Raw genomic sequence first — 21,280 nt, 5'->3', positions numbered from 1 at the left:
AGGCTACTGATCGGCGATTCCCCAAAAGCTGCTGCTTTTCACGTTATAATTGGCGGTTTTACGGGCCGGCCGTAGTCCGCCCGCCCGCAACCGCATTCAGTCAGGCAAGTACCCATGACCACTCAGGCCGCCGAAGTCGCGAAACGTCGCACGTTCGCCATTATTTCTCACCCCGACGCCGGTAAAACCACGATTACCGAAAAACTGCTGTTGATGGGTAAAGCCATCTCCGTTGCGGGGACCGTTAAATCGCGTAAATCCGACCGCCATGCGACATCCGACTGGATGGAAATGGAAAAGCAGCGTGGTATCTCGATTACCACGTCGGTCATGCAGTTCCCGTATCGCGAACACATGATCAACCTGCTCGACACCCCGGGCCACGAAGACTTCTCGGAAGACACCTACCGCACACTTACTGCGGTGGACAGTGCGCTGATGGTGCTCGACGGCGGTAAAGGGGTTGAGCCGCGCACGATTGCCCTGATGGATGTGTGCCGTTTGCGCGACACGCCGATTGTCAGCTTCGTCAACAAACTCGACCGCGACATTCGCGACCCGATCGAATTGCTCGACGAAATTGAAGCGGTTCTGAAGATCAAGGCGGCGCCGATTACCTGGCCGATTGGTTGCTACCGCGACTTCAAGGGTGTTTACCACCTCAGCGAAGACTACATCATCGTTTACACCGCCGGTCACGGCCACGAACGCACCGAAACCAAGATCATCAAGAATCTTGATTCTGATGAAGCGCGTGCCCATCTCGGCGACGAGTACGAGCGTTTTGTCGAGCAACTCGAGTTGGTGCAAGGCGCCTGTCACGAGTTCGACCAGCAAGAGTTTTTGTCTGGACAGTTAACCCCGGTGTTCTTCGGCACCGCACTGGGCAACTTTGGTGTCGACCATGTGCTCGACGCAGTTGTGGACTGGGCGCCAAGGCCGCTGCCACGCGCTGCGCATGAGCGGGTGATTGAGCCGACCGAAGAGAAGTTCAGCGGCTTCGTGTTCAAGATTCAGGCGAACATGGACCCTAAGCACCGCGACCGAATCGCTTTCATGCGTATTTGCTCGGGCAAGTATGAGAAAGGCATGAAGATGCGCCATGCGCGCCTCGGTAAAGATGTGCGCGTGCCGGATGCGTTGACGTTCTTCTCCTCCGAACGTGAGCAGCTTGAAGAAGCCTACGCCGGTGACATTATTGGTTTGCACAACCACGGCACGATTCAGATCGGCGATACCTTCACCGAAGGCGAGAGCATCGGCTTTACCGGTATCCCGCACTTCGCGCCGGAAATGTTCCGCCGTGTACGCCTCAAAGACCCGCTCAAATCCAAGCAGTTGCGCCAAGGCTTGCAGGAGCTGGCCGAAGAAGGCGCAACTCAGGTGTTCTTCCCAGAGCGCAGCAACGACATCATTCTCGGCGCCGTCGGTGTGCTGCAGTTTGACGTGGTCGCCAGCCGCCTCAAGGGCGAATACAAGGTTGAATGCGCCTACGAGCCAATCACCGTCTGGTCGGCGCGTTGGATCGAATGCGACGACAAGAAGAAGCTCGAAGACTTCAAGAACAAAGCCATGGAAAACCTCGCCATCGACGGCGGCGGCCACCTGACCTACCTGGCGCCGACACGGGTCAACTTGTCGCTCATGGAAGAACGCTGGCCAGACATCAAATTCCGCGCCACCCGCGAACACCATTAATCCCCGATGCACCCCGGGTGGCGGCACCAGCGCCACCCGGCCCCGCGTTACCGCATTACCAAACACCCCACCCGCCACGCCCCCCGATCACCGAACCCGGACACCGGACGCCGGACGCCGGACGCCCGGAGGATGGATAGCGTGCGCAGCAACGCAATCCGTCATGACAATTTCCGAAACACCACCAACCCCGCGTGAACCCGAACCACCGCCATGTCGGAAGCCGCGATGCGGATTCCAACCTCCATAAAAACCCAACATCGAACACCCGGAGGATGGATAGCGTGCGCAGCAACGCAATCCGTCATGACAATTCCCGCAACACCACCAACCCCGCGTGAACCCGCACCACCGTCATGTCGGAAGCCGCAATGCGGATTCCAACCTCCACAAACAACCAACACCGAACACCCGGAGGATGGATAGCGTGCGCAGCACCGCAATCCGTCATAACAATTCCCGCAACACCACCAACCCCGCATGAATCCGCACCGCCGCCATGTCGGATGCCGCGATGCGGATTCCAACCTCCACCCAAAACACGAACCGCCAAAAACCGGAGGATGGATAGCGTGCGAAGCACCGCAATCCGTCATGACAATTCCGGAATCACCACCAAACCCGCGTGAACCCGCACGACCGTCATGTCGGAAGCCGCGATGCGGATTCCAACCTCCGTCTGGCGGTATAAAAATATGCGTTACGTCTCGACTGGTTTGGCGAAGATAATCACGATCACGCCAATCATCACGGCGACGGCAAATAACGCGGCACGGCCTTTGTGGCCGTTTTGCCAGGCGGTGTATGCGGCCTGCAAGGATTGCAGGGCGTAATAGGCGACGAACACTTTCGAGGCGTAGGTGATGATCTCGAAGATATTGGCAAACCAGGTAATGGCAATGGCAACCAAGGCCGTCACCACATTACCGACGCGCACCGACACGTGCTTTTTCGAGACTTCACTGAGCAACCCGCCGGCACCATTCATGTCCGCGACCGCGGCTGACAACTGCGACGACAAGGCCGTCAATATCAACAACGGCGCAACCAAAACGCCAATCGGCTTGAGGGTGTCGATAATCGCTGTTTCACTGCCCTGTTTGGGCAAGCCATCGCTGAACTGGCTGGTGATCAGCAGCAGGAACAACAAGTAGATCGCTGTAGCAATCCACTGCGCCCAATGCATGCTGCGCACGCGAACCTTGGCGCTGTATTTGGAGCCCAGATAGCGCGAGGTCTCGAAGCCCTGCACCAGTATCACCAGCCCCAGCAACACACTAAAAGATTCCCAACCCTGATCGTGACGCTTCACCGCCCAGACCAGCTCAGAGGACTGCCACGCCTCAAAGTTGACGTACGCCAGCAGCACCAGCAAACCACCAATCAGAGTGAGTTTCAGCGATACAACCCACACCTCAAGGCGCTCCAAACCGCTAAGCCCGCCAAACGCGCCCAGCACACCGATAAGGGCAATTACTACGGTGCTGACGGTGCGAATCCAGAACGGATCCAGTATCTCGCCCAAACGCAGGCCGAAGGCGGCAAACAAGTTGAGGTAATAGGCGACCGAAACGAAGTAGGCCAACGCCAGCGCCAAATCAGACAAACGTTCGAGGCCAAGCTGGAAGTTGCCTGGCTGATCGGCAAGGCGCGGTTCAAGGTAGACGATGTTGTAGCGAATCGCTGCGCCGAACCAGTAGGCCATCCCGCAGAGCGCAAGCATCGCCAACCAGGCCCAGATACCGACTGCATGCGCGAGTATCGGCCCGGCCACCAGAAAGCCGGACCCGATGATCGACGCCAGCGGCGTGACCGTCGCCCGCCACATCGGCAATCGGGTCAGCCTTGGGTTAAACAGAACTACGCCAAGCAATAATGTAGCTACGATCAAAACAACACTGGTTGTTTGCATACGCCCTCGGCGATCACATGGATTGATAGTCGCCCGCCTGCTTTTGAAGGCTGGAGGGCTCTGGCGCGGGCTTGCGGTATTTGCTTTAAGGTAATCTGGTGAAATTTATGGCAAGATGTTACAGCATATTCCAATCAATATTGCCCCCCGTCAGCCCTTCGCAAAAAGTGGTTCGGACAGCTAATGCCCAGCAGTAAAGAAACACTCGCAGCAAAACCCACCGCTTCACAGCGCTTTCGCGCACGTCGTCGATTCCTGCGGGTATTCCGCCAACGTGCAGCCTTTTGGGTCGGTGCATTGCTGGTCGGCCTGGTCGCGCTGGCGTTCGCATGGCTCGCCGATGAGGCGCATGAATATTTTGAACTGATGCTCGAACACAGTAGTTACTGGCCTTGGCTGGTTACACCGCTGGGCTTTGCCGCACTGGCGTGGGCAACGCAGGGCTGGTTCAGCAACGCCAAGGGCAGTGGTATTCCACAGGTCATCGCGACATTGGAGCGGCCGTCCAGTCGCTTTCGCAATCAGGTTCTGTCGCTGCCAATTGCTGCGGTAAAAATGGTGTTATCGGTACTCGGCCTGCTGGTTGGCGCCTCGATTGGCCGTGAAGGGCCAACCGTGCATGTCGGTGCAGCCTTGATGTACACCTTCGGCAGACGCTTGGGCTTGCATGCGCGCAGTGCTGGTTCGGGCTTGATTATCGCCGGTGGCGCAGCGGGTATCGCCGCCGCATTCAATACGCCACTGGCGGGCGTGGTATTTGCCATCGAAGAGCTCAGCCATCGTTTTGAGCAAAGTCTCAACGGTCTGGTGCTGACTGCCGTACTCATCGGCGGCATGGTCACGCTGGGGCTCATGGGCCATTACAGCTACTTCGGTGAACTCAGTGCCGAGTTGCCGTTAAATCGCGACTGGCTGGCCGTGTTGGCCTGTGGCGTGCTGGGTGGTTTGGTTGGCGGCGCTTACTGCCGCCTGGTATTGCCGGCCAAGCGCGGGCCGCTGGCATTGATGGCCGATTGGCGCAGCAAGCATCCGGTTATTTTTGCCGGTATTTGCGGCTTGATCATGGCCTTGCTGGGGCTGATTTCAGGGCAGCATATTTTCGGCACCGGTTATGCCGAAACCAAGGCCATCCTCGAAGGCCAGCCGGTCACCGACCCAAGCTTCATGCTGTGGAAATTCATCGCCAACGTGGTGTCTTATCTGGCCGGGATTCCCGGCGGCCTGTTCTCGCCATCCTTGGCCGTAGGCGCCAGCTTCGCACCGTGGCTGACCGATCTGTTGCCGGGCATCAGCCTGCAAGCGGCGGGTTTGCTCGGCATGGCCGCTTACCTCGCCGGGGTTACGCGCACACCGCTGACCGCCACGGTCATTACCATCGAGCTGTCGCACAGCCAGGACATGGCTTTGCCAATTCTGGCCGCTAGCCTGCTTGCAAGTGCAATTTCGGGACGTATTTCGCCGATACCGCTGTACCGCGCTCTGGCCGAACAAGTGCTCAGTGTCGACCGCGAAGCCACTACGCGCAAACGGCAGAAACGCGAAAGCGAGCGCCTGAAAAAAGCCCAGGAAGCCGAACAGCAATCTGCGCCGCAAACACCTGCACCTTGAGCACTCATGCGCCGCGCCTGTTAGGCTAAAACGACTCTGGCCAATTGTGAGCGGCGCATGCGCTTGATCGACACCCACACGCACATCGACTTCCCCGATTTCGACGCTGATCGCGCCGCGGTATTGGCGCGCAGCCGCGAACTGGGCGTCGAGCGTATCGTCGTGCTGGGCGTGCATCAGGCCAACTGGCAGCGTGTGTGGCAGTTGGTCGAAAGTGATAGTTCGCTATTCGCCGCCTTTGGCCTGCACCCGATTTATCTGGCTGAGCATCAAGAGCAGCACTTGGCCGAATTACGCGCCTGGCTGCAACGCCTGCACGGGCATGCTCAATTGTGCGCGGTGGGTGAAATTGGCCTCGACTACTTCGTCGAGGATCTGGACCGGCAAGCCCAGCAACACTGGTTCGAGGCGCAACTGGAACTTGCCGTCGAGTTCAATCTGCCCGCGTTGATTCACGTGCGCCGCTCACACGCGGCGACTATCGCCACGCTCAAACGCATCACCCCGAAGCGTGGCGGGATCATTCATGCGTTTGCCGGCAGTTATGAAGAGGCCCGCGAATACATCAAGCTGGGCTTCAAGCTCGGCCTCGGCGGCGCCCCAACCTGGCCGCAGGCACTGCGCATGCACCGGGTATTGCCGAAACTGCCGCTGGAGTCGATTGTGCTCGAAACCGACTCGCCCGATATGCCGCCCGCGATGTACCCCAATCAGCGCAACAGCCCGGAGCACTTAGCCGATATCTGCCAGGCGCTGGCCAGTCGACTGGGTATTTCAGCCGAACAACTGGCAGCCGCGAGCAGCGCCAATGCCGAGCAATTATTCGGCTGGTCCCACGAGCGTTCTAAGAAGTAGACGCGACTGCCAGCTCCTGGGTTTCCGGGCGTTTGAGTAGCGCGTAGACGACTCCGGTAAGTACGCTGCCCGCGGCGATGGCGAACAGATACAGCCCCGCATGATTGATCGCATTAGGGATCAGCAGCACGAACAAGCCACCATGTGGCGCCATCAGCTTGCAGCCGAAATACATCGACAGCGCGCCGGTTAATGCACCGCCCGCGATACTGGCGGGAATCACCCGGAACGGGTCTTTCGCGGCGAAGGGAATCGCGCCTTCGGAGATAAAGCACAGCCCCAACACGCCCGCCGCCTTTCCGGCCTCGCGCTCGGTTTGAGCAAAGCGTTTACGCGCCAGCATGCTGGCGATAGCCATGCCTATCGGCGGCACCATTCCGGCGGCCATGGTGGCGGCCATCGGTGCATAACTCTGCGAGGCCAGCAGCCCGACCGAGAATGCGTAAGCGGCTTTGTTGATCGGCCCGCCGAGATCCACACACATCATCCCGCCGAGTAACACCCCGAGCAGAATCGCGTTGGTGCTGCCCATGCTGTCGAGAAACGTGGTCAAACCGGCTAGCATGCCTGCCACCGGCTTGCCGACGACATAGATCATCACCAGCCCGCTGAATAAACTCGCCAGCAGCGGTATCAGCAGAATCGGTTTCAGCGACTCAATGCTCGACGGCAATTTCAGCCAGCGGTTCAAGCCGCGCGCCGCATACCCGGCAATGAAGCCTGCGGCGATACCGCCCAGAAACCCCGCGCCCAATGAGCTGGCCAACATGCCGCCAATCATGCCCGGCGCAAGGCCCGGCCGGTCGGCAATCGAATAGGCGATGTAACCGGCGAGCATCGGCACCATCAGTTTGAAGGCGCTCTCGCCGCCAATCTGCATAAGCGCAGCGGCAAATGAGCCCTCTTCTTTGAACGCCTCAATGCCGAACACGAATGACAACGCGATCAGCAGGCCGCCCGCCACCACCATCGGCAGCATGTACGACACGCCCGTGAGCAAGTGTTTGTACGGCCCGGCCTTGCTGGCAGCGCCTGATTCGTGATTGCCTCCAGCTTGTTCAGAACTGGCAGATGCCGCCATCGGCAGCGCCTCGGCCAGCGCGCGCTCAAGGGTCTGCCGCGGTTGTTTGAGCGCAACGCCAGTGCCGCAACGGAAGATTTTCTTACCGGCGAAACGCTCGGTATCGACCTCGATATCGGTTGCCAGCAACACCGCATCGGCTTGGGCGATGTCATCTTCGCTGAGCAGATTCTTCGCCCCAACCGAACCCCGTGTTTCCACCTTGAGCTGATAGCCCAGTTGTTCAGCCGCTTGTTGCAGCGCCTCGGCGGCCATAAATGTGTGCGCAACACCGGTCGGGCATGCTGTGACCGCCACCATCCGCACTCCGTCAGCCACCTTCACGACCGCTTGAGGTTCTGCAACAGCCTCAAGGATTTGTGCATTGGCTTCGGCGTCACGCAAGAATTTTTGCGGGTCTTCAAGGGCGTGGGACGGCGTCGACTGCACTACCCGCTTGCCGACAAAACGTTGCAGCGGCAACTCGCCGGTTTTAACTACAACCACCAGATCCGCCTCGGCAATTGCCTGCTCGCTCAGTGGCGAGCCAATGGCTTTGGGGTCGTGTACTTCAACCTGAGTGGTCCAGCCGATTTTCTGCGCAGCGGCTTCAAGCAGGCGCGAGCATAAAACGCTGGTGACCATGCCATTCGGGCAGGCTGTAACAATCAGCAAATTCATAAAAGGTAGAGCCTCTTGTTATTCGTTAGGCAGCGGCGTGACACGCACACCCGCCTCGATTCGGGCCAGTTGCTCGCGGTCCTGAATGCCAAAGCCCAACTGGGTGACAGCTTGCGCAGCCACCGCAGTGGCCAGGCCCAGGCAACGCTCTGGCGGCCAACCGCTCAACAACCCGTGAACTGTTGCGCCGAGCAGCGAGTCACCCGCGCCCACGGTACTCAACACCGCAACCGCTGGCGGCTGCGCATGCAGCGCAATGTTGTCGGCGAACCAGCACACGCCATCCGCACCGAGCGACAGCAGCACATTCTCGACACCGCGTGCATGCACAGCCCTGGCCGCTGCTTGCAAATCGGCCAGCGCCTGCGAGTCAATCGCGCACACCTCAGCCAGCTCGTGTTCGTTGGGTTTTACCAGCCACAGCGGCTGCTTCAAGCCCTCACGCAGGGCTGCGCCGCTGGTATCGAGCGCTACCCGCAGCCCCTGACTGATAAGGCTTTGCAGCAACTGAGCGAGCCACTCGACACTGATGCCGGGGGCGAGGCTTCCTGCCACGATTACCGCGTCATGCTCGCAGGCGATTTGCTCCAGCGACGTCAGTAACTGCTGCTGTTGCGCCGGCCCGACGGTAATGCCGGGGCCATTGAGATCGGTGACGCGTCCACTTTGCTCGGCCAACTTGATATTGCTGCGCGTCTCGCCGGGCACGCGGATAAAGGCGTCGGTGAAACCGCGTGCCGCAAACAGCGCCTCGAACGGCTGGGCATTGGCCTCCCCGAGAAAGCCACTCACCGTAACGCTGTGACCGAGATCGGCCAGCACCTGAGCCACATTCAGGCCTTTACCGGCGGCGTGGGTGTTCAATCCCTTGCTGCGATTAACGCTGCCCGGCACCAGAGTTTCGAGGCTCACAGTCACGTCGAGCGCAGGATTAAGGGTGATGGTGAGTATTCGCGCCATCAGTTCGACTCCTCGACCAGTGCGCGCACGCTCGCGCCGCTGTCCTGAACCAGCGCCTGTTGCGCCAATTGCTGGCTGTGCCGCCAGTCGAGTTCACGCACCCGCGCCTTGACCATGGCCACCGAACGCGCAGAAACACTCAATTCATCCACGCCGAGGCCGACCAGCAGCGGCACCGCCAGCATGTCACTGGCCAGCTCGCCGCAAACGCCTACCCACTTGCCGTGCGCGTGCGCCGCAACCACGGTCTGGCTGATCAGGCTCAGCACCGCCGGATGCAAGCCATCCGCCTGCGCCGACAATGTCGGATGATCACGGTCGATGGCTAAGGTGTATTGGGTCAGGTCATTGGTGCCGACGCTGAAAAAGTCCACCTCGCGGGCCAGAATCGGCGCGAGCAAGGCAGCACTTGGCACCTCGATCATGATGCCCAGCTGCAGGTTCGTGACCGGGATTTCTGCGCGCACCCGCAAGGCGATATCGCGTGCGGCGCGCCACTCTTCGACGCTGCCCACCATCGGAAACATGACCCGCAGCGGGCGGTCGTCTGCCGAGGCAAACAATGCACGCAGTTGGGTTTCGAGAATGTCCGGGCGCTGCAGACTCAGACGAATACCGCGCACACCCAGAAACGGATTGGTTTCAGCCGGCATCGGCCAGTAAGCCAGCGGTTTGTCGCCGCCCACATCCAGCGTGCGCACCACCAGCGGCAAACCATTCAGCGTGTCCAGAACCCGCCGGTACTCACGCTCCTGCGTGGCTTGGTCTGGCGCCTTGGCGTGGTCCATGAACACCAGTTCGGTGCGCAGCAAGCCGATGCCTTCCGCGCCCAGCTCAACGGCCATGTCGGTTTCGCTGCTGGCGCCAATATTCGCAGCCACTTCCAGTGCATGGCCGTCACGGGTAACGGCGGGTTTATAGCGTTCGGCGTGCGCCTGCTGCTGGCGTTGCTGGCTGATTTCGCGCTCGCGCAGCGCCTGCTGCAAAGTCTGCTCGTCTGGCGAGACGCGCACCGAACCATGGTCGCCGTCGAGCAACAACGGAGTGCGCTGCGCCAACGCCAGCACCTGCTCACCGGCGCCCACCACGGCGGGAATGCCAAGCGCGCGAGCGATAATTGCACTGTGCGCGGTAGCGCCGCCCCGCGCGGTGAGAATGCCGGCGACGCGCTGGCGATTGAGATTGGCGACATCCGAGGGCGCCACTTCTTCCATCACCAACACATAAGGCTCGTCCGGCTCGGCCAGCGGTTTGACCCCGCACAAGCTGGCCAACACGCGCCGGCCAATATCACGCAAGTCTGCCGCGCGCTCGGCGAGCAGCATGTCATGCAGCGCCTCCTGCTGCTTGGCCGCCGCGTCAATTTCGGCACTCCAGGCGGCTTCGGCACTGGCGCCGTCAGCGAGGCGCGTTTGAATATCATCATGCAGCGCCGGGTCGCTGAGCATGGCCTGATGCATGCTGAGGATGTCGCGCACGCTGGCTTCCTCACAGGAATCCACCACCGTTTGAATGTCGGCGCTCACCGCCTTTAGCGCCGCCTGCAGGCGCTCACGTTCATGCGCCTCGCCCTGCCCTTGCGCCGGATAATCCAGAGTCTGCGGCACACGCACCAGCGCAGGCCCAATCGCAATGCCCGGCGATGCGGCCACGGCGCGCAAACGCGAACCGGCAGCTGGCGCTTCAACCACATAAGCACGCTCGGATGCCAGCGCCTGCTCAACGGTTGCCTGCACCGCTGGCTCGGTGAATACCGGCAGTGGCTCGACGGTCTCGCCCAGCCCTTGCTCGACAGCAGTTTGCAGCGCTGCCAGCGCATCGGCGGCGATGCCCGGCTCGGCGCTGAACTCCAACACCTGCCCACGGCGCGCGCCCAATGCCAGCAACTTGCTCAAACTCTTGGCGGAAACACCCAGACCCGGCTCTTCGGCCAGACGCACACGAATGTCACCGTCGAACTGCTGGGCAATCTCGCTCAGCACCTTGGCCGGCCGCGCATGTAAGCCGTGCGAGTTGGCCAGGGTGATGGACACACGCTGCCAGTCCGGCGGCACTTCGCCGCCCAGCGCCTCCAGCACTGTGCGCCTCGACTCAGCTCCACTCAGGGTATCTCCGCGTCCCTCAATCAGCAGATCACACAAGCGCTCCAGTAACTGGCGATGCGCCTCGCCCAAACTGGCCAGACAGAACAATCCCTTAACCGGTTTGCCGTCGCGCTCAAGGCGTTGATCCGGCGTGACAAACGACAAACCCGGCAATTGCACAGCCTGCTCATTGTTCAGCCACCACAAGCCATCGCCCAGCGGCAACGGCTCGGTTTCCATCAAGCGCGGGATAAATGCAGAATCGACGCAGCCGGACTTTTTCAGCAGCCGGGCGCCCTGCCAAACCAGTTCATCGAAGTCTTCGGCGGGTACATTGAGGCGGATCAACTGGCTGTCCAGCGCCAACTCCTGCGGCGCACCCTGCAGCAAGGCGACGATGGTTTCAGCCTCGGTGGCTTGATGCAGGGCCTGGCTCAGATCGCCATCACCCAGCGCCCGTGTGAGTAATTGAAGCAACCGTAAGTGCTCATCGGAGCGCGCCGCGATGGCAATTGCCAAGTACACCTGCTGGCCATCGCCCCAATCCACGCCCTGCGGAAAGTGCATAAGGCGCACGCCGGTCTCAAGCACCTGATCACGGGTGTCAGGGGTGCCGTGTGGAATGGCGATGCCCTGACCAAGATAAGTCGAGCCCTGCGCTTCGCGCGCCTGCATGCCGTTCAAATAGCCAGGACGAACCAGCCCGTCATCGCTCAACGTCTGCGCCAACAGGGCCAGCGCTTCCCGTTTATTCGCGGCGCTGCGGCCCATCTGGATCTGTGCGGTATTCAATTCAAGCATTACAGGGCTCCTCGGGGAACGGGCACGCGAGCGCTACCAGCGTGCAGGCTGCGTCGCTCGATGCATGTAGCAAGGATAGTCAGCCTGAAATTTTGCTGAATCGTTTCAGCTAATTGTGGAACATTACCCGAAAATGCTCAATTCTTGAAAGCACCTGAGTCATAATCCTGTCATCAACGTTCAGGAACAGCCCCTTGAAACTTGCCGATATCGCTCGCCTGGCCGAGGTTTCCGTCACCACTGCAAGCTACGTTATCAACGGTCAGGCCGCTAAACGGCGGATTGCCGCGGCGACCGTTGAGCGCGTTCTCGCGGTCGTTGCGCAATACGATTACCGCCCCGACCCGCAAGCCGCCGGGCTGCGCAGCGGCCAAAGCAAGTGCCTTGGTTTTATCCTCCCCGATCTGGAAAACCCCAGTTACGCGCGCATCGCCAAGCTGCTCGAACAAGGCGCCAGAGCCGCGGGCTACCAGCTACTGATTGCCAGCTCCGACGACAACGCGCAAAGCGAACGCCAGTTGATCGAACTGTTCCGCTCACGGCGATGCGACGCACTGATTGTTGCCAGTTGCTTGGCGCAGGATGAGCCGATTTTCGCGCAGCTGATTGAATCCGGCATGCCAGTGATCGCGGTTGACCGCGCACTGGATGCCGCAACAATTCGCTCGGTAGTCAGTGATGATCAGCACGCCGGCGCGCAACTCACGCACACCTTGCTGGCACGAAAACCACGGCATATCGCCCTGATTGGGGGGCGCGCAGAGTTAGCCATCAGTCAGGCGCGGGAGTTGGGTTTCCGCCAGGCCGTGGCCGGCTCAGATGCGTTAGTCAGCGTGGTCAATGGCGAGCAATTCAGCCGCCCATGCGGCGAGGCGCAAATGCTCAGACTGATAAACAGCGAGCAAGGGCTGCCAGACGCTATCGTAACCACCGCCTATGTTCTGCTCGAAGGCGTGCTGGATGCGCTGCAAAGCGTGGCGCCAAGTCAGAGCCAAGACCTGCAACTGGCGACCTTTGGTGACACCCAGTTGCTCGACTTCTTGCCGTGGCGGGTGAACACCATTGCTCAGCAGCACCAGCAGATTGCCGAAAAAGTGCTGTATTGGGCGCTGCAGGCGATAGAGCACAACCACTATTCGCCTGGCATTGAGGCCATTGCGCGAACCCTCAAGATTCGCCAATAGCCTCATCTGCAGTGCGCTTTAAACCCGGAAGGCACCGATCAGCTGCTTGAGTTGCGAGACCTGACTGCTGAGTTCGCGGCTGGCCTGCTCGGTGTGCGCGGCCCCTTGCGCGGTGGTTTCCCCAGCGCTGTTGATCTCGACAATGTTCTGGTCGATATCATGCGCCACCGCTGTTTGCTGCTCGGCGGCGGCAGCAATTTGCTGGTTCTGATCGACGATCATGCCAACTGCCGCCAGAATATTTTCCAGCGCCTGCTGCACCTGACCGGACTCACCGACAGTGCCGTCGGCCATCTGGTGACTCACGCCCATGGTCTTGACCGCTGCGGCAACACCGCTTTGCAGCCGGTCGATCATGTTTTCGATTTCAGCCGTGGACTGCTGCGTACGCTTGGCCAGGCTGCGCACTTCATCGGCAACCACAGCAAAGCCACGGCCCTGCTCGCCCGCCCGCGCCGCTTCAATCGCAGCGTTAAGCGCCAGCAAGTTGGTCTGCTCGGCAATGCCCTTGATCACATCCAGCACCTGGCTGATCGAAGCGCTGTCGCTGGCCAACTGGTTAATCACGCTTACCGACTGGTCAATTTCTGCTGCCAAACGCTGGATGCTGCTGACCTGCGAGCCGACCAGTTCACGGCCGCTCTCGGTCTCCATATTCACACCCTGAGCGCTGCCCACTGCGGCCGCTGCGCTGCGCGCCACTTCTTGCGCGGTCGCAGACATCTGGTTCATGGCGGTGGCGACCTGTTCAATCTGGCTACGCTGCCCGGCAACGGCCTGATTGCTCTGCGCCGACACGCTTTCGACCCGATCAGCCTGACGCTCGACCTCAACCACGGTTTCACCGACGCGCTTGATCAGCTCGCGAATTTTCGCCACTGCGCCATTGAATACCTGGCCCAGCTCGGCAATTTCATCGTTGCTCCAGGATTTAAAACTGACTGTCATGTCGCCGGCTGCGACCTGATCCATGGTCCGCCCCAGCGCTTTCAGGCTGCCGCGAATCGAGACATAAAACGCGCTGTAGAGGTAAACAATCAGCACCAGCACCACACCAAGAGCAACGGCCATCAACAGCATGCGGTTAAGGCTGGCTTGCAGGCGCTCTTGCAGGCGCTGGTCGAGGAACTTCAGCACCTCATCATTGAGTGCGTAAGTGCGCTGGATCAGCTCGCTAGTCTGGTCGTAAAAGCTCAACCACGGCGTATCCAGCGATTCGGCAATGATCACGCTGTCTTCAAACAGGGCGACACCTTCGCTGATCGACTTTTGGCTTAATTCGGCTTGCGCCTCAAGTGCGCTGCGCACTTGCGGATTGATACTCAGCGCTTGCTGGATATCGACAGAATAAGCGCCTTCCAGCGTCTCCATCGACTCGAGCAAATTCGAGAACGAAGTGGTGTCGACCGAGTTGAGCAAGCCGAGAATCAACGCAGAAGAACCCAATGAACGACCCTGCGCCAACTCGGCCGTAACAGCCGGCATGCTGGTGGTCAGCAGTTCGGTAAGTTGAAGCACGGCGCGTTCACGATCCTGACTCAAGCCCGCCTGACTGGTCATCAGTTTGATGAGAACGCCGGTCTTGGCCAACACAGCCTGGCTCAGATCGACTTTGCTGCGCAGCGATGGCTCGGCGTCCACCGCTTGCAGGCTGGCCTGCAGAGCATCGCGCTGGGCAACAAACTCTTGCTGCTGCTCGGGCTCAGTGACGAAAGGTTGCAGGCTGACAAGCTGCGCATCAATCGTCTGGCGCGTGCTGCTGATGCGCTGCGCCAGCTCATTGTTGGTTGCACGGGAACGCAGCTCGGCATCAACCCGCAACAGATCGCTGTAGCTTTCGAGATTTTGTCGCAACTGCAACGCAGTGTTGAGCACCTCGATGCTGCTACGGGCAATGCGGGTCGCCTGATACTGGTTATACACATCCCGCATCAGGTAGTAATTGGTCACCAGCATGGGCAGAAAAAACAGAATGCTGATTAAACCAAACTTCATACCGAAGCTCAGGCGGTTCATCAGGGCGATGGCCGGATACAACACGGTCTTCACAAGCGCTCTCCACTTTCTAATTATTGTGTTTAGCCTGAACAGGCCTGCCCAACAGACGGCGAAGCAGGGTTCGGTATAACGTTTATCGGCAGGAGGGCTGCTAACTTAAGGCAGGCAACGCGTACTCGGGCGGGCAGCACGCAAGTGCTGAAAGTAGCGCGGTAGAGCGCGGCGACCGGCTTCAGTGCTGGCCGCCGCTGAACACATCAGAAAAATAGCGTGAAAATCGCAAACACCGCGTACCAGAGCACGGCAGCGCGAACCAGTAATTGCCAAAGCTCGTAGAGCGTTTCAACGCCCTCTTCGCCCAGCACTGGCGCAGGCGTGGCACAGGCAGAACGGGCTACATGGCCGAGCAATATTGAAGCATGAATATCCCAGCTCAACAGCTCATGCAGCAGCGCCCGACTCACACCTACAAAATTGCCAACCAGCCCTAAACTCAGGGCCAAGGCCCGCGCTGGCAACCAGTCCACAGCATGGCGCAACTGTTCGGCGCGCGCCTGCAAAAGCGGCTGCTCGGCATGTTCAGCCAACAGCGCAATCAGGCGATACGCCAATGCGGCCATCGGCCCGAGCAGCGCATACCAGAAGATCACCGCAAAGAAACTCTGAAAACCCTGCCAGATCAGATAGTTCTGCACGCTGTTAAGCAGGCTGTCTTGCGCACTGGCATCAATCCCCAGATCGCGCTGCGCAACCAGATAAGCCGCCTCGCTGTCCCCGCGCCGCCAGTTATCCCGGAACGGCCCGAGCGCCGCCTGCAAATCCCCACGCCCCAAGCTGTAAATGAGCACCAACAGGTGCAGCGGCAGCAATAACCAGCCGTAAAACACGGCCTGCAAATAGCTCATTGCAACCCCAAGCACGGCCACCGGCAGCACCACCAGCAGAGCAATCGCCAGCCATGCGTTAGTCGCAGAGTCTGGCTTTTGCTGCACCTTGCGCAGCCAGCCCAGCCACAAACCGTCCTGTTGCACGGCACTGCGCCACGCCGAAAACTTCTCGACCCAGACAGCCAACAACAACACCAAAAAACTCATAAATCCTCCTCACTCATCGCCAGTGCTGCACGCAAGCGTGACCAGTCAAACGCCGGCCCCGGATCGGTCTTGCGGCCCGGTGCAATGTCACTGTGGCCGCAAATACGCTCCGGGGTAATCGCCGGATACTCACGCTGCAACTGGCGCGTCAGCGCGATCAGGCTATGGTACTGCGCATCTGTGAAGGGCAGATCATCGGTGCCTTCAAGCTCGATGCCCAGCGAGAAATCATTACAATTTTCGCGATCGATAAAACACGAAACGCCGGCATGCCAGGCGCGCGCGTTACAGGAGACAAATTGGGTGACGGCGCCATCGCGTTCGATCAAAAAGTGCGCAGATACCGTCATGTTGGCGATATCCGCGAAGTACGGATGCTCGTCCGCCTGCAGTCGATTCTGAAAAAACTCCTGCACCTTGCCCGTACCAAACTGGCCCGGCGGCAGGCTGATGTTATGGATAATCAATAAAGAGACTTCATCAAGCGGGCGCTCGTTGAAGTTGTCCGAGGGGCAATGCGCAATACCGGCGCACCAGCCACTGCTGGGGTCAAGCTGCATAGTGGGCTCCTGAGCAGACCATTACACCCGCGCCAGTTTTACTGACATTGGGCAATCTGCGTGATGGGCCTACTCTAGAGCAGCGCAGCGCAAAGCAAAAGCCAAACAGGCGACGGTAAGTGATCAGTGTGGGGTTGGCGTTATTGTGTGGCGGATGGTGGGGATTGAGATGATCGATCGGAGATTATTGGCGGGAATCGCGATGATGGATGAGTAATCGTATGCGTAATCGCAATGACGGATAAATAATCTTCGCGGAAAACGTCACGACGGATAAATAACCTCGCGGAGATCGCAATGACGGATTGCGGCGGGAGCGCCGCTATCCATCCTCCGCATCATTCGCATACGACGGTATGTGAGCGTGCATGGCCGGGTTTGATTGCTTTAGGAGACGTCTTTCAGGCGGCGCAGGTTGCCGATTACTGACTCAAGCGCACGGTCGAATAACAGGGCGTCATCGAGCATGCGAATCGACTGACGGCGATATTCTACCGCCAGCCCCATGCGGGTCTTTTCCAGCACTTTCATGCCGGTGCGGTTGACGAAGATGTACTTGCCGGTCGGCTTGATCATCGCGGCCAGTTTGCAGCGAACCTTGTGCTCGTCGTCTTCAACCAACTCGAACCAACTGCCGACACGCAAGGAATCCACCCACAGAAGGCTTTCATCATCGTCTGGCAAGCTGGGCGGTGGCACTTCGCTGATCGGTTCATCGGGCGCCGACAAGACGATTTCTTCGACGACCTCAACCATCTCGACCGCTTCAAGAATCGGCGCAGGCTCTGACTCCACTTGCGGCGCGGCTTCAAGCACTGGCGCGGGTTCGGCTTGCGCCTGCTCAGCCTCAGCTTCAACCGGGTCGGGCTCATCAGGTGGCGGCACTTCGAGCAACGCAATACCGCTATCGGTGGTGGCCCGCTCAAACGCAATCACCTGAGCTGGCGCGGCCCGCTCTATGGTTTTCTCTGCCCGGCGAATGCTTTGAATATGCAGGGCTTCAAGCTGAATCAGTAACTCGCCACTGGAGAACGGATCGACCCCGGAGTCGGCCAAACCTTCACGAATGGCTTTCACCAGCGTCGGAATCATTTTAATCAACCGCGCTTGCGTGCCCGGTTCGGTGTGCGGTTGTACGCTCCAGATCAAGTCATCCATCAGCGCCAGCGCGCCCTTCCATTCAGCAGACTCGGTGCCACTGCGCAGGCAAATCAGTTGCAATTGCTTGCTCCAGGCTTCCTGCAACAAACGCACGACAACCTGCGGTAGCGTTTCGCCCAGTAGCCGCTGGTTCAGCACTTCTTCAACCTGACCGCGGGCAACCTCAACGCGCGCAGCACCTTCTTCGGCGTCACGCATGCGCTGTTCAAGCCGTTCGCTGCGTCGACGTTCATGGTCACTAAAGGCGATGAAGTCTTCGAGCAGCTCGGCAAAAATCTGCGGATCATCGACAAATTCGTTCAGCAGTCGCTGCACAACTTGTTCGATTTTCTTGTACAGGCTGTCGCGGCGGGCGTTGTCATGCTCCACCCAACCCAGCGCCGCCGACGCAATTTCATTGAGCAAGCGCCGCGCCGGATGACTCCCACGGCTGAAGAACGTCTTATCCAGCACCGCGACCTTGAGCATCGGAATTTGTAGGCGCGCGATCAACGCCTTGAGCGAGCCCGGCAAGGTACGGTCATCGAGAATAAATTCGAAGAGCATCGACACCAGGTTGATTACATCCTCATCAACCTCACCCACCACGCGGTTCTTGCCGCTTTTCTGGCTGGCGCGGCTGAGCAAGGTATCGAGTTGCCCGCGCAGGTCGACACTCTGCTCAGCCGAGTCGGGCTGACGCTGCTGCATATAAGAGAGCAGGCGCAATAAATCATTGGAGCTGATCGGCTGCGCATCTGTTTGCGCCGCTCGGGCGACCGGCTGCACAGCCCGGACCTGCGATAAAAGCCCCTGCAATACGCTGAACACTTCCTGCACATTTTCGCCAGCAAAACCGGAGCTGGCGCCCTCGGCTTGTTCACCGTCACCGGACAAGGCAGCAGCACTTGATGCGGATGAGGAGCGCGCCGGCTTGCGTTGCGGCTGCACCGATTTCAGTTCGGGCAGCACGCCAGCGGCGATCAATTGACGGTTGGCCTCTGCATAGAGTTGGTCGATGTCCGCCAGCACATAGCGTTCGAACAACTTGAGGATAATCAGTTTGACGCGGATCTCGACACCGAGGATCGCGCTAGCCGCCACGAATCCTTCACACAGCGCGTAAGGCCCCATCGGGTTAGTGCGGTTATCAATTTTTTTACTGACCATCGCATTGATACGCGTGGTCAGATGACTCAGCGCCGGGCCGCCGCGATTGGTCACTTTGGCGACCATCACATCTATCGCAACCGACTGCTCAAGCTCATCGTTTTGAACCAGCGAAAGGCTGTCGTAGTTGACCGAATCAATCTCGGGCATCTTTGCCGGCGTCAGCTGATTGAGGCCAGCAAAGGAGTTGTGCATGGACTGCAGCAGCGCACGCTCGATATTTTTGCGCTTTAAGCGTAAGTCGCGCATGGCCTCGAAAAAGGCTTGCTGCTCGGTGTCGCTTGAGGCGCGGTCGGCAATGGCGAACAGCGAGTCGTCGGCGTTATCGAACAGTTCCTGCAATGCCTGACGCACATGCAGCACAGCTTGCTCACGCACCTCAATAAGGGCGTTAGGAAGGCGTGTTTGCGGTGCATCTTGGGATGGCTCGGGTTGCTGTTTTTTCAGCGTAACCACGTTGGCATCGCTCGTCATTGCGGGTCTCCTGCAAGCCCAACAGTCCTAAAAGCTGCTGTCCTTGCAACCTCATCTACACGCTGATCGGGCGAAAAGCCAAAAGCGTGACGTCAATGTTCGATCAGTATTTATACACTATAACGATCATTTACCGATTAGCCATATGCCGCTTAATCACAGATATGACCCAGATCACACATGGGAAAAGCTGCTTATACGGTGGCCATTTGCCACACAAACACACTTGCGAACGCACAACTGCTGCATGGCCAAGCACCAACCCCTATAATCGCCGCACTCAGACTCAGGAGCCGACCATGCCCAACCTCACACTTGCTGACCTCACCTCCGAAATCGAGGCCAACGTACGTCGCGCACTGTCTGAGGACGTCGGCAGCGGCGATATCACCGCCCAACTTATCCCGGCAGAACGCTTGGCCCATGCCACCGTTATCAGCCGTGACGCCGCCATCATCTGCGGCACTGCCTGGGTCGATGCGGTTTTTCGTCAACTTGACGACCGCGTGGCCGTGCACTGGCAAGTCGCAGACGGTGATCGCGTCAGCCCCAATCAAGCCCTGTTCCACCTGGAAGGCCCGGCGCGCGCATTGCTCACCGGCGAGCGCAGCGCGTTGAACTTCCTGCAAACCCTGTCAGCAGTCGCCACCCACTGCCAGCACTACGCCGACATCGTGCAAGGCACCGGCATCAAGATTCTCGACACCCGCAAAACCCTGCCCGGCCTGCGCATGGCGCAGAAGTACGCCGTCACCTGTGGCGGCTGCCATAACCACCGTATCGGCCTGTTCGACGCTTTCTTGATCAAAGAAAACCACATCGCCGCCTGCGGCAGCATCGACGCCGCCGTAAAAGCCGCGCACCAGATCGCCCCGGGCAAACCGGTCGAAGTTGAAGTAGAAAGCCTGAACGAACTGCGCGAAGCCCTCGCCGCCGGCGCCGACATCGTCATGCTCGACGAATTGTCACTCATCGATATGCGCGAAGCGGTGAAGATCAATCAGGGCAAGGCAAAACTGGAAGCGTCTGGCGGAGTAAATGAAAGCACATTGCGCGCTATCGCCGAGACTGGGGTTGATTATGTTTCGATTGGTACGCTGACTAAGGATGTTAAGGCGGTGGACTTGTCGATGCGATTGAGTTTGTGAAGAGGGGATAAACCCGAAAGAACTACAAGATAAAAACCGACTAAAAGGGATAAAGCACATAAACCCAACCGGCCGACTGGACTAAATAAACAATGCACGCTATAGCTCAGCCGGACGCTAAATAAAGAACCAACTACCGCCAGAATAATAAATTAATTAACCTGAAAAAATAAAAAAACAGCAAACCTCATTACAATGCGGCCTGCTGTTTTTTTGCCTCAGCAAATCATGCTTCCAACAGAAACTGCTCTTCTGTTAAGGAGCGGCAACTTGCGGGCAAGTTTTTGGGGCATACTTAGGATCGGTAGCACCGCTTGACGCACAAGCCCAAGTGCCGTCAGCTGCAGTACGAGTCCAAGTCAATTTGGCGCTAGCGACTTGTGTAGGAGCGTTAAGGATTGCACACTCAATGCTGGTCGCAGACAAGGTGATAGTGCAGTTCTGGGTGGTGGTTGCCAGGCCCAACTTGCTGTTATCGCCAGCAGCAACTGCATCACCGTTATTAACAGTTTCCTCGAAGGCAGTACGGCCAGCAGAAATTTCAGCAAGACCAGCAGTCATTTTAGACCGTGCTTGGTAATCGCTGTAGGCTGGAATAGCGATCGCAGCCAAAATACCAATGATCGCAACAACGATCATCAGTTCAATCAATGTAAAACCCTTCTGAGCTTTCATGAAATTCTCCTAGTAATGTATAGGCCTAATGACCTATCAGCACAAAAGCATTTTCCATGCCAACCTCAAAATCATCATCCATTGCATAAATTGGGGCTCTATTCACATAGCAGCGACCATCTATAAGGCACTTAGTGACGTAATTCGTCACTTGGGGTCACGCTGTTTGGCAGCCACA

Annotated in this window: 14 protein-coding genes; 5 read left to right on the top strand and 9 right to left on the bottom strand. The window is 58.8% G+C overall.

The genetic code is table 11. The features are described from left to right. Window positions 1-114: 114 nt before the first annotated feature. A complete protein-coding gene (locus FEZ62_RS06355; RefSeq protein ID WP_069898075.1) occupies window positions 115-1,698 on the top strand; it encodes a peptide chain release factor 3 in 1,584 nt (527 codons plus the stop codon). 700 nt (window positions 1,699-2,398) lie between these two features. On the opposite strand, the gene FEZ62_RS06350 is transcribed toward FEZ62_RS06355, so the two are convergent. Continuing rightward, on the bottom strand, window positions 2,399-3,610 hold the full coding sequence (locus FEZ62_RS06350; RefSeq protein ID WP_172927183.1) for a hypothetical protein: 1,212 nt from the start codon (window positions 3,608-3,610) through the stop codon (window positions 2,399-2,401). 183 nt (window positions 3,611-3,793) lie between these two features. On the opposite strand from FEZ62_RS06350, the gene FEZ62_RS06345 reads away from it, so the two are divergent. Together FEZ62_RS06345 and FEZ62_RS06340 are read left to right on the top strand one after the other, a co-directional pair. Beyond that, window positions 3,794-5,218, top strand: a complete 1,425-nt coding sequence (locus tag FEZ62_RS06345) for a chloride channel protein (RefSeq protein ID WP_172927182.1) — start codon at window positions 3,794-3,796, stop codon at window positions 5,216-5,218. A gap of 57 nt (window positions 5,219-5,275) precedes the next feature. Further along, entirely contained in the window at window positions 5,276-6,073 is a 798-nt protein-coding gene (locus tag FEZ62_RS06340; RefSeq protein WP_172927181.1) for a TatD family hydrolase, read from the top strand. On the opposite strand, the gene FEZ62_RS06335 is transcribed toward FEZ62_RS06340, so the two are convergent. From FEZ62_RS06335 to ptsP, 3 genes are read right to left on the bottom strand one after another with little or no spacing between them, the layout of a single operon-like run. Continuing rightward, entirely contained in the window at window positions 6,063-7,814 is a 1,752-nt protein-coding gene (locus FEZ62_RS06335; protein ID WP_172927180.1) for a PTS fructose-like transporter subunit IIB, read from the bottom strand. The genes FEZ62_RS06340 and FEZ62_RS06335 overlap by 11 nt on opposite strands. A gap of 18 nt (window positions 7,815-7,832) precedes the next feature. Beyond that, on the bottom strand, window positions 7,833-8,774 hold the full coding sequence (pfkB, locus tag FEZ62_RS06330; RefSeq protein ID WP_172927179.1) for a 1-phosphofructokinase: 942 nt from the start codon (window positions 8,772-8,774) through the stop codon (window positions 7,833-7,835). Beyond that, window positions 8,774-11,659: a phosphoenolpyruvate--protein phosphotransferase gene (gene ptsP / locus FEZ62_RS06325; RefSeq protein WP_172927178.1), complete on the bottom strand. Its 2,886-nt coding sequence runs from the start codon at window positions 11,657-11,659 to the stop codon at window positions 8,774-8,776. The genes pfkB and ptsP overlap by 1 nt, the downstream gene beginning before the upstream one ends. 194 nt (window positions 11,660-11,853) lie before the next feature. Here ptsP and cra point away from each other — a divergent pair, with 194 nt between their 5' ends. Continuing rightward, a complete protein-coding gene (cra, locus tag FEZ62_RS06320; protein WP_090509594.1) occupies window positions 11,854-12,843 on the top strand; it encodes a catabolite repressor/activator in 990 nt (329 codons plus the stop codon). Between the two features lie 18 nt (window positions 12,844-12,861). Here the strand turns inward: cra and FEZ62_RS06315 are convergent, their stop codons facing one another. From FEZ62_RS06315 to FEZ62_RS06300, 4 genes are all read right to left on the bottom strand, one after another. After that, window positions 12,862-14,892, bottom strand: coding sequence for a methyl-accepting chemotaxis protein (locus FEZ62_RS06315; protein WP_172927177.1), 2,031 nt, complete (start codon window positions 14,890-14,892; stop codon window positions 12,862-12,864). Window positions 14,893-15,098: 206 nt separating this feature from the next. Beyond that, entirely contained in the window at window positions 15,099-15,935 is an 837-nt protein-coding gene (gene ampE / locus FEZ62_RS06310; protein WP_090509590.1) for a regulatory signaling modulator protein AmpE, read from the bottom strand. Continuing rightward, window positions 15,932-16,495 (bottom strand): 1,6-anhydro-N-acetylmuramyl-L-alanine amidase AmpD, encoded by a 564-nt coding sequence (ampD, locus tag FEZ62_RS06305; protein ID WP_172927176.1) that lies wholly within the window; start codon window positions 16,493-16,495, stop codon window positions 15,932-15,934. Before ampD ends, ampE begins: the two co-directional genes overlap by 4 nt. 387 nt (window positions 16,496-16,882) lie before the next feature. Continuing rightward, window positions 16,883-19,279: a DUF1631 domain-containing protein gene (locus FEZ62_RS06300; protein WP_172927175.1), complete on the bottom strand. Its 2,397-nt coding sequence runs from the start codon at window positions 19,277-19,279 to the stop codon at window positions 16,883-16,885. A 299-nt stretch (window positions 19,280-19,578) separates the two neighbouring features. On the opposite strand from FEZ62_RS06300, the gene nadC reads away from it, so the two are divergent. Next, window positions 19,579-20,427 carry a carboxylating nicotinate-nucleotide diphosphorylase gene (gene nadC, locus FEZ62_RS06295; protein WP_172927174.1) on the top strand — a complete coding sequence of 283 codons (849 nt, stop codon included), beginning with the start codon at window positions 19,579-19,581 and terminating at the stop codon, window positions 20,425-20,427. Window positions 20,428-20,682: 255 nt separating this feature from the next. Here nadC and FEZ62_RS06290 read toward each other — a convergent pair whose 3' ends face one another. Further along, complete coding sequence (locus FEZ62_RS06290; RefSeq protein WP_172927173.1) at window positions 20,683-21,102, bottom strand: pilin; 420 nt, start codon at window positions 21,100-21,102, stop codon at window positions 20,683-20,685. Window positions 21,103-21,280: the final 178 nt, after the last annotated feature.

The sequence above is a fragment of the Pseudomonas sp. MS19 genome (assembly GCF_013277615.1).
Classification (GTDB): Bacteria; Pseudomonadota; Gammaproteobacteria; order Pseudomonadales; family Pseudomonadaceae; genus Aquipseudomonas; species Aquipseudomonas marincola.
Note: the sequence above shows the minus strand (reverse complement) of the source record. Positions and strands in the feature narration are given on the sequence as shown.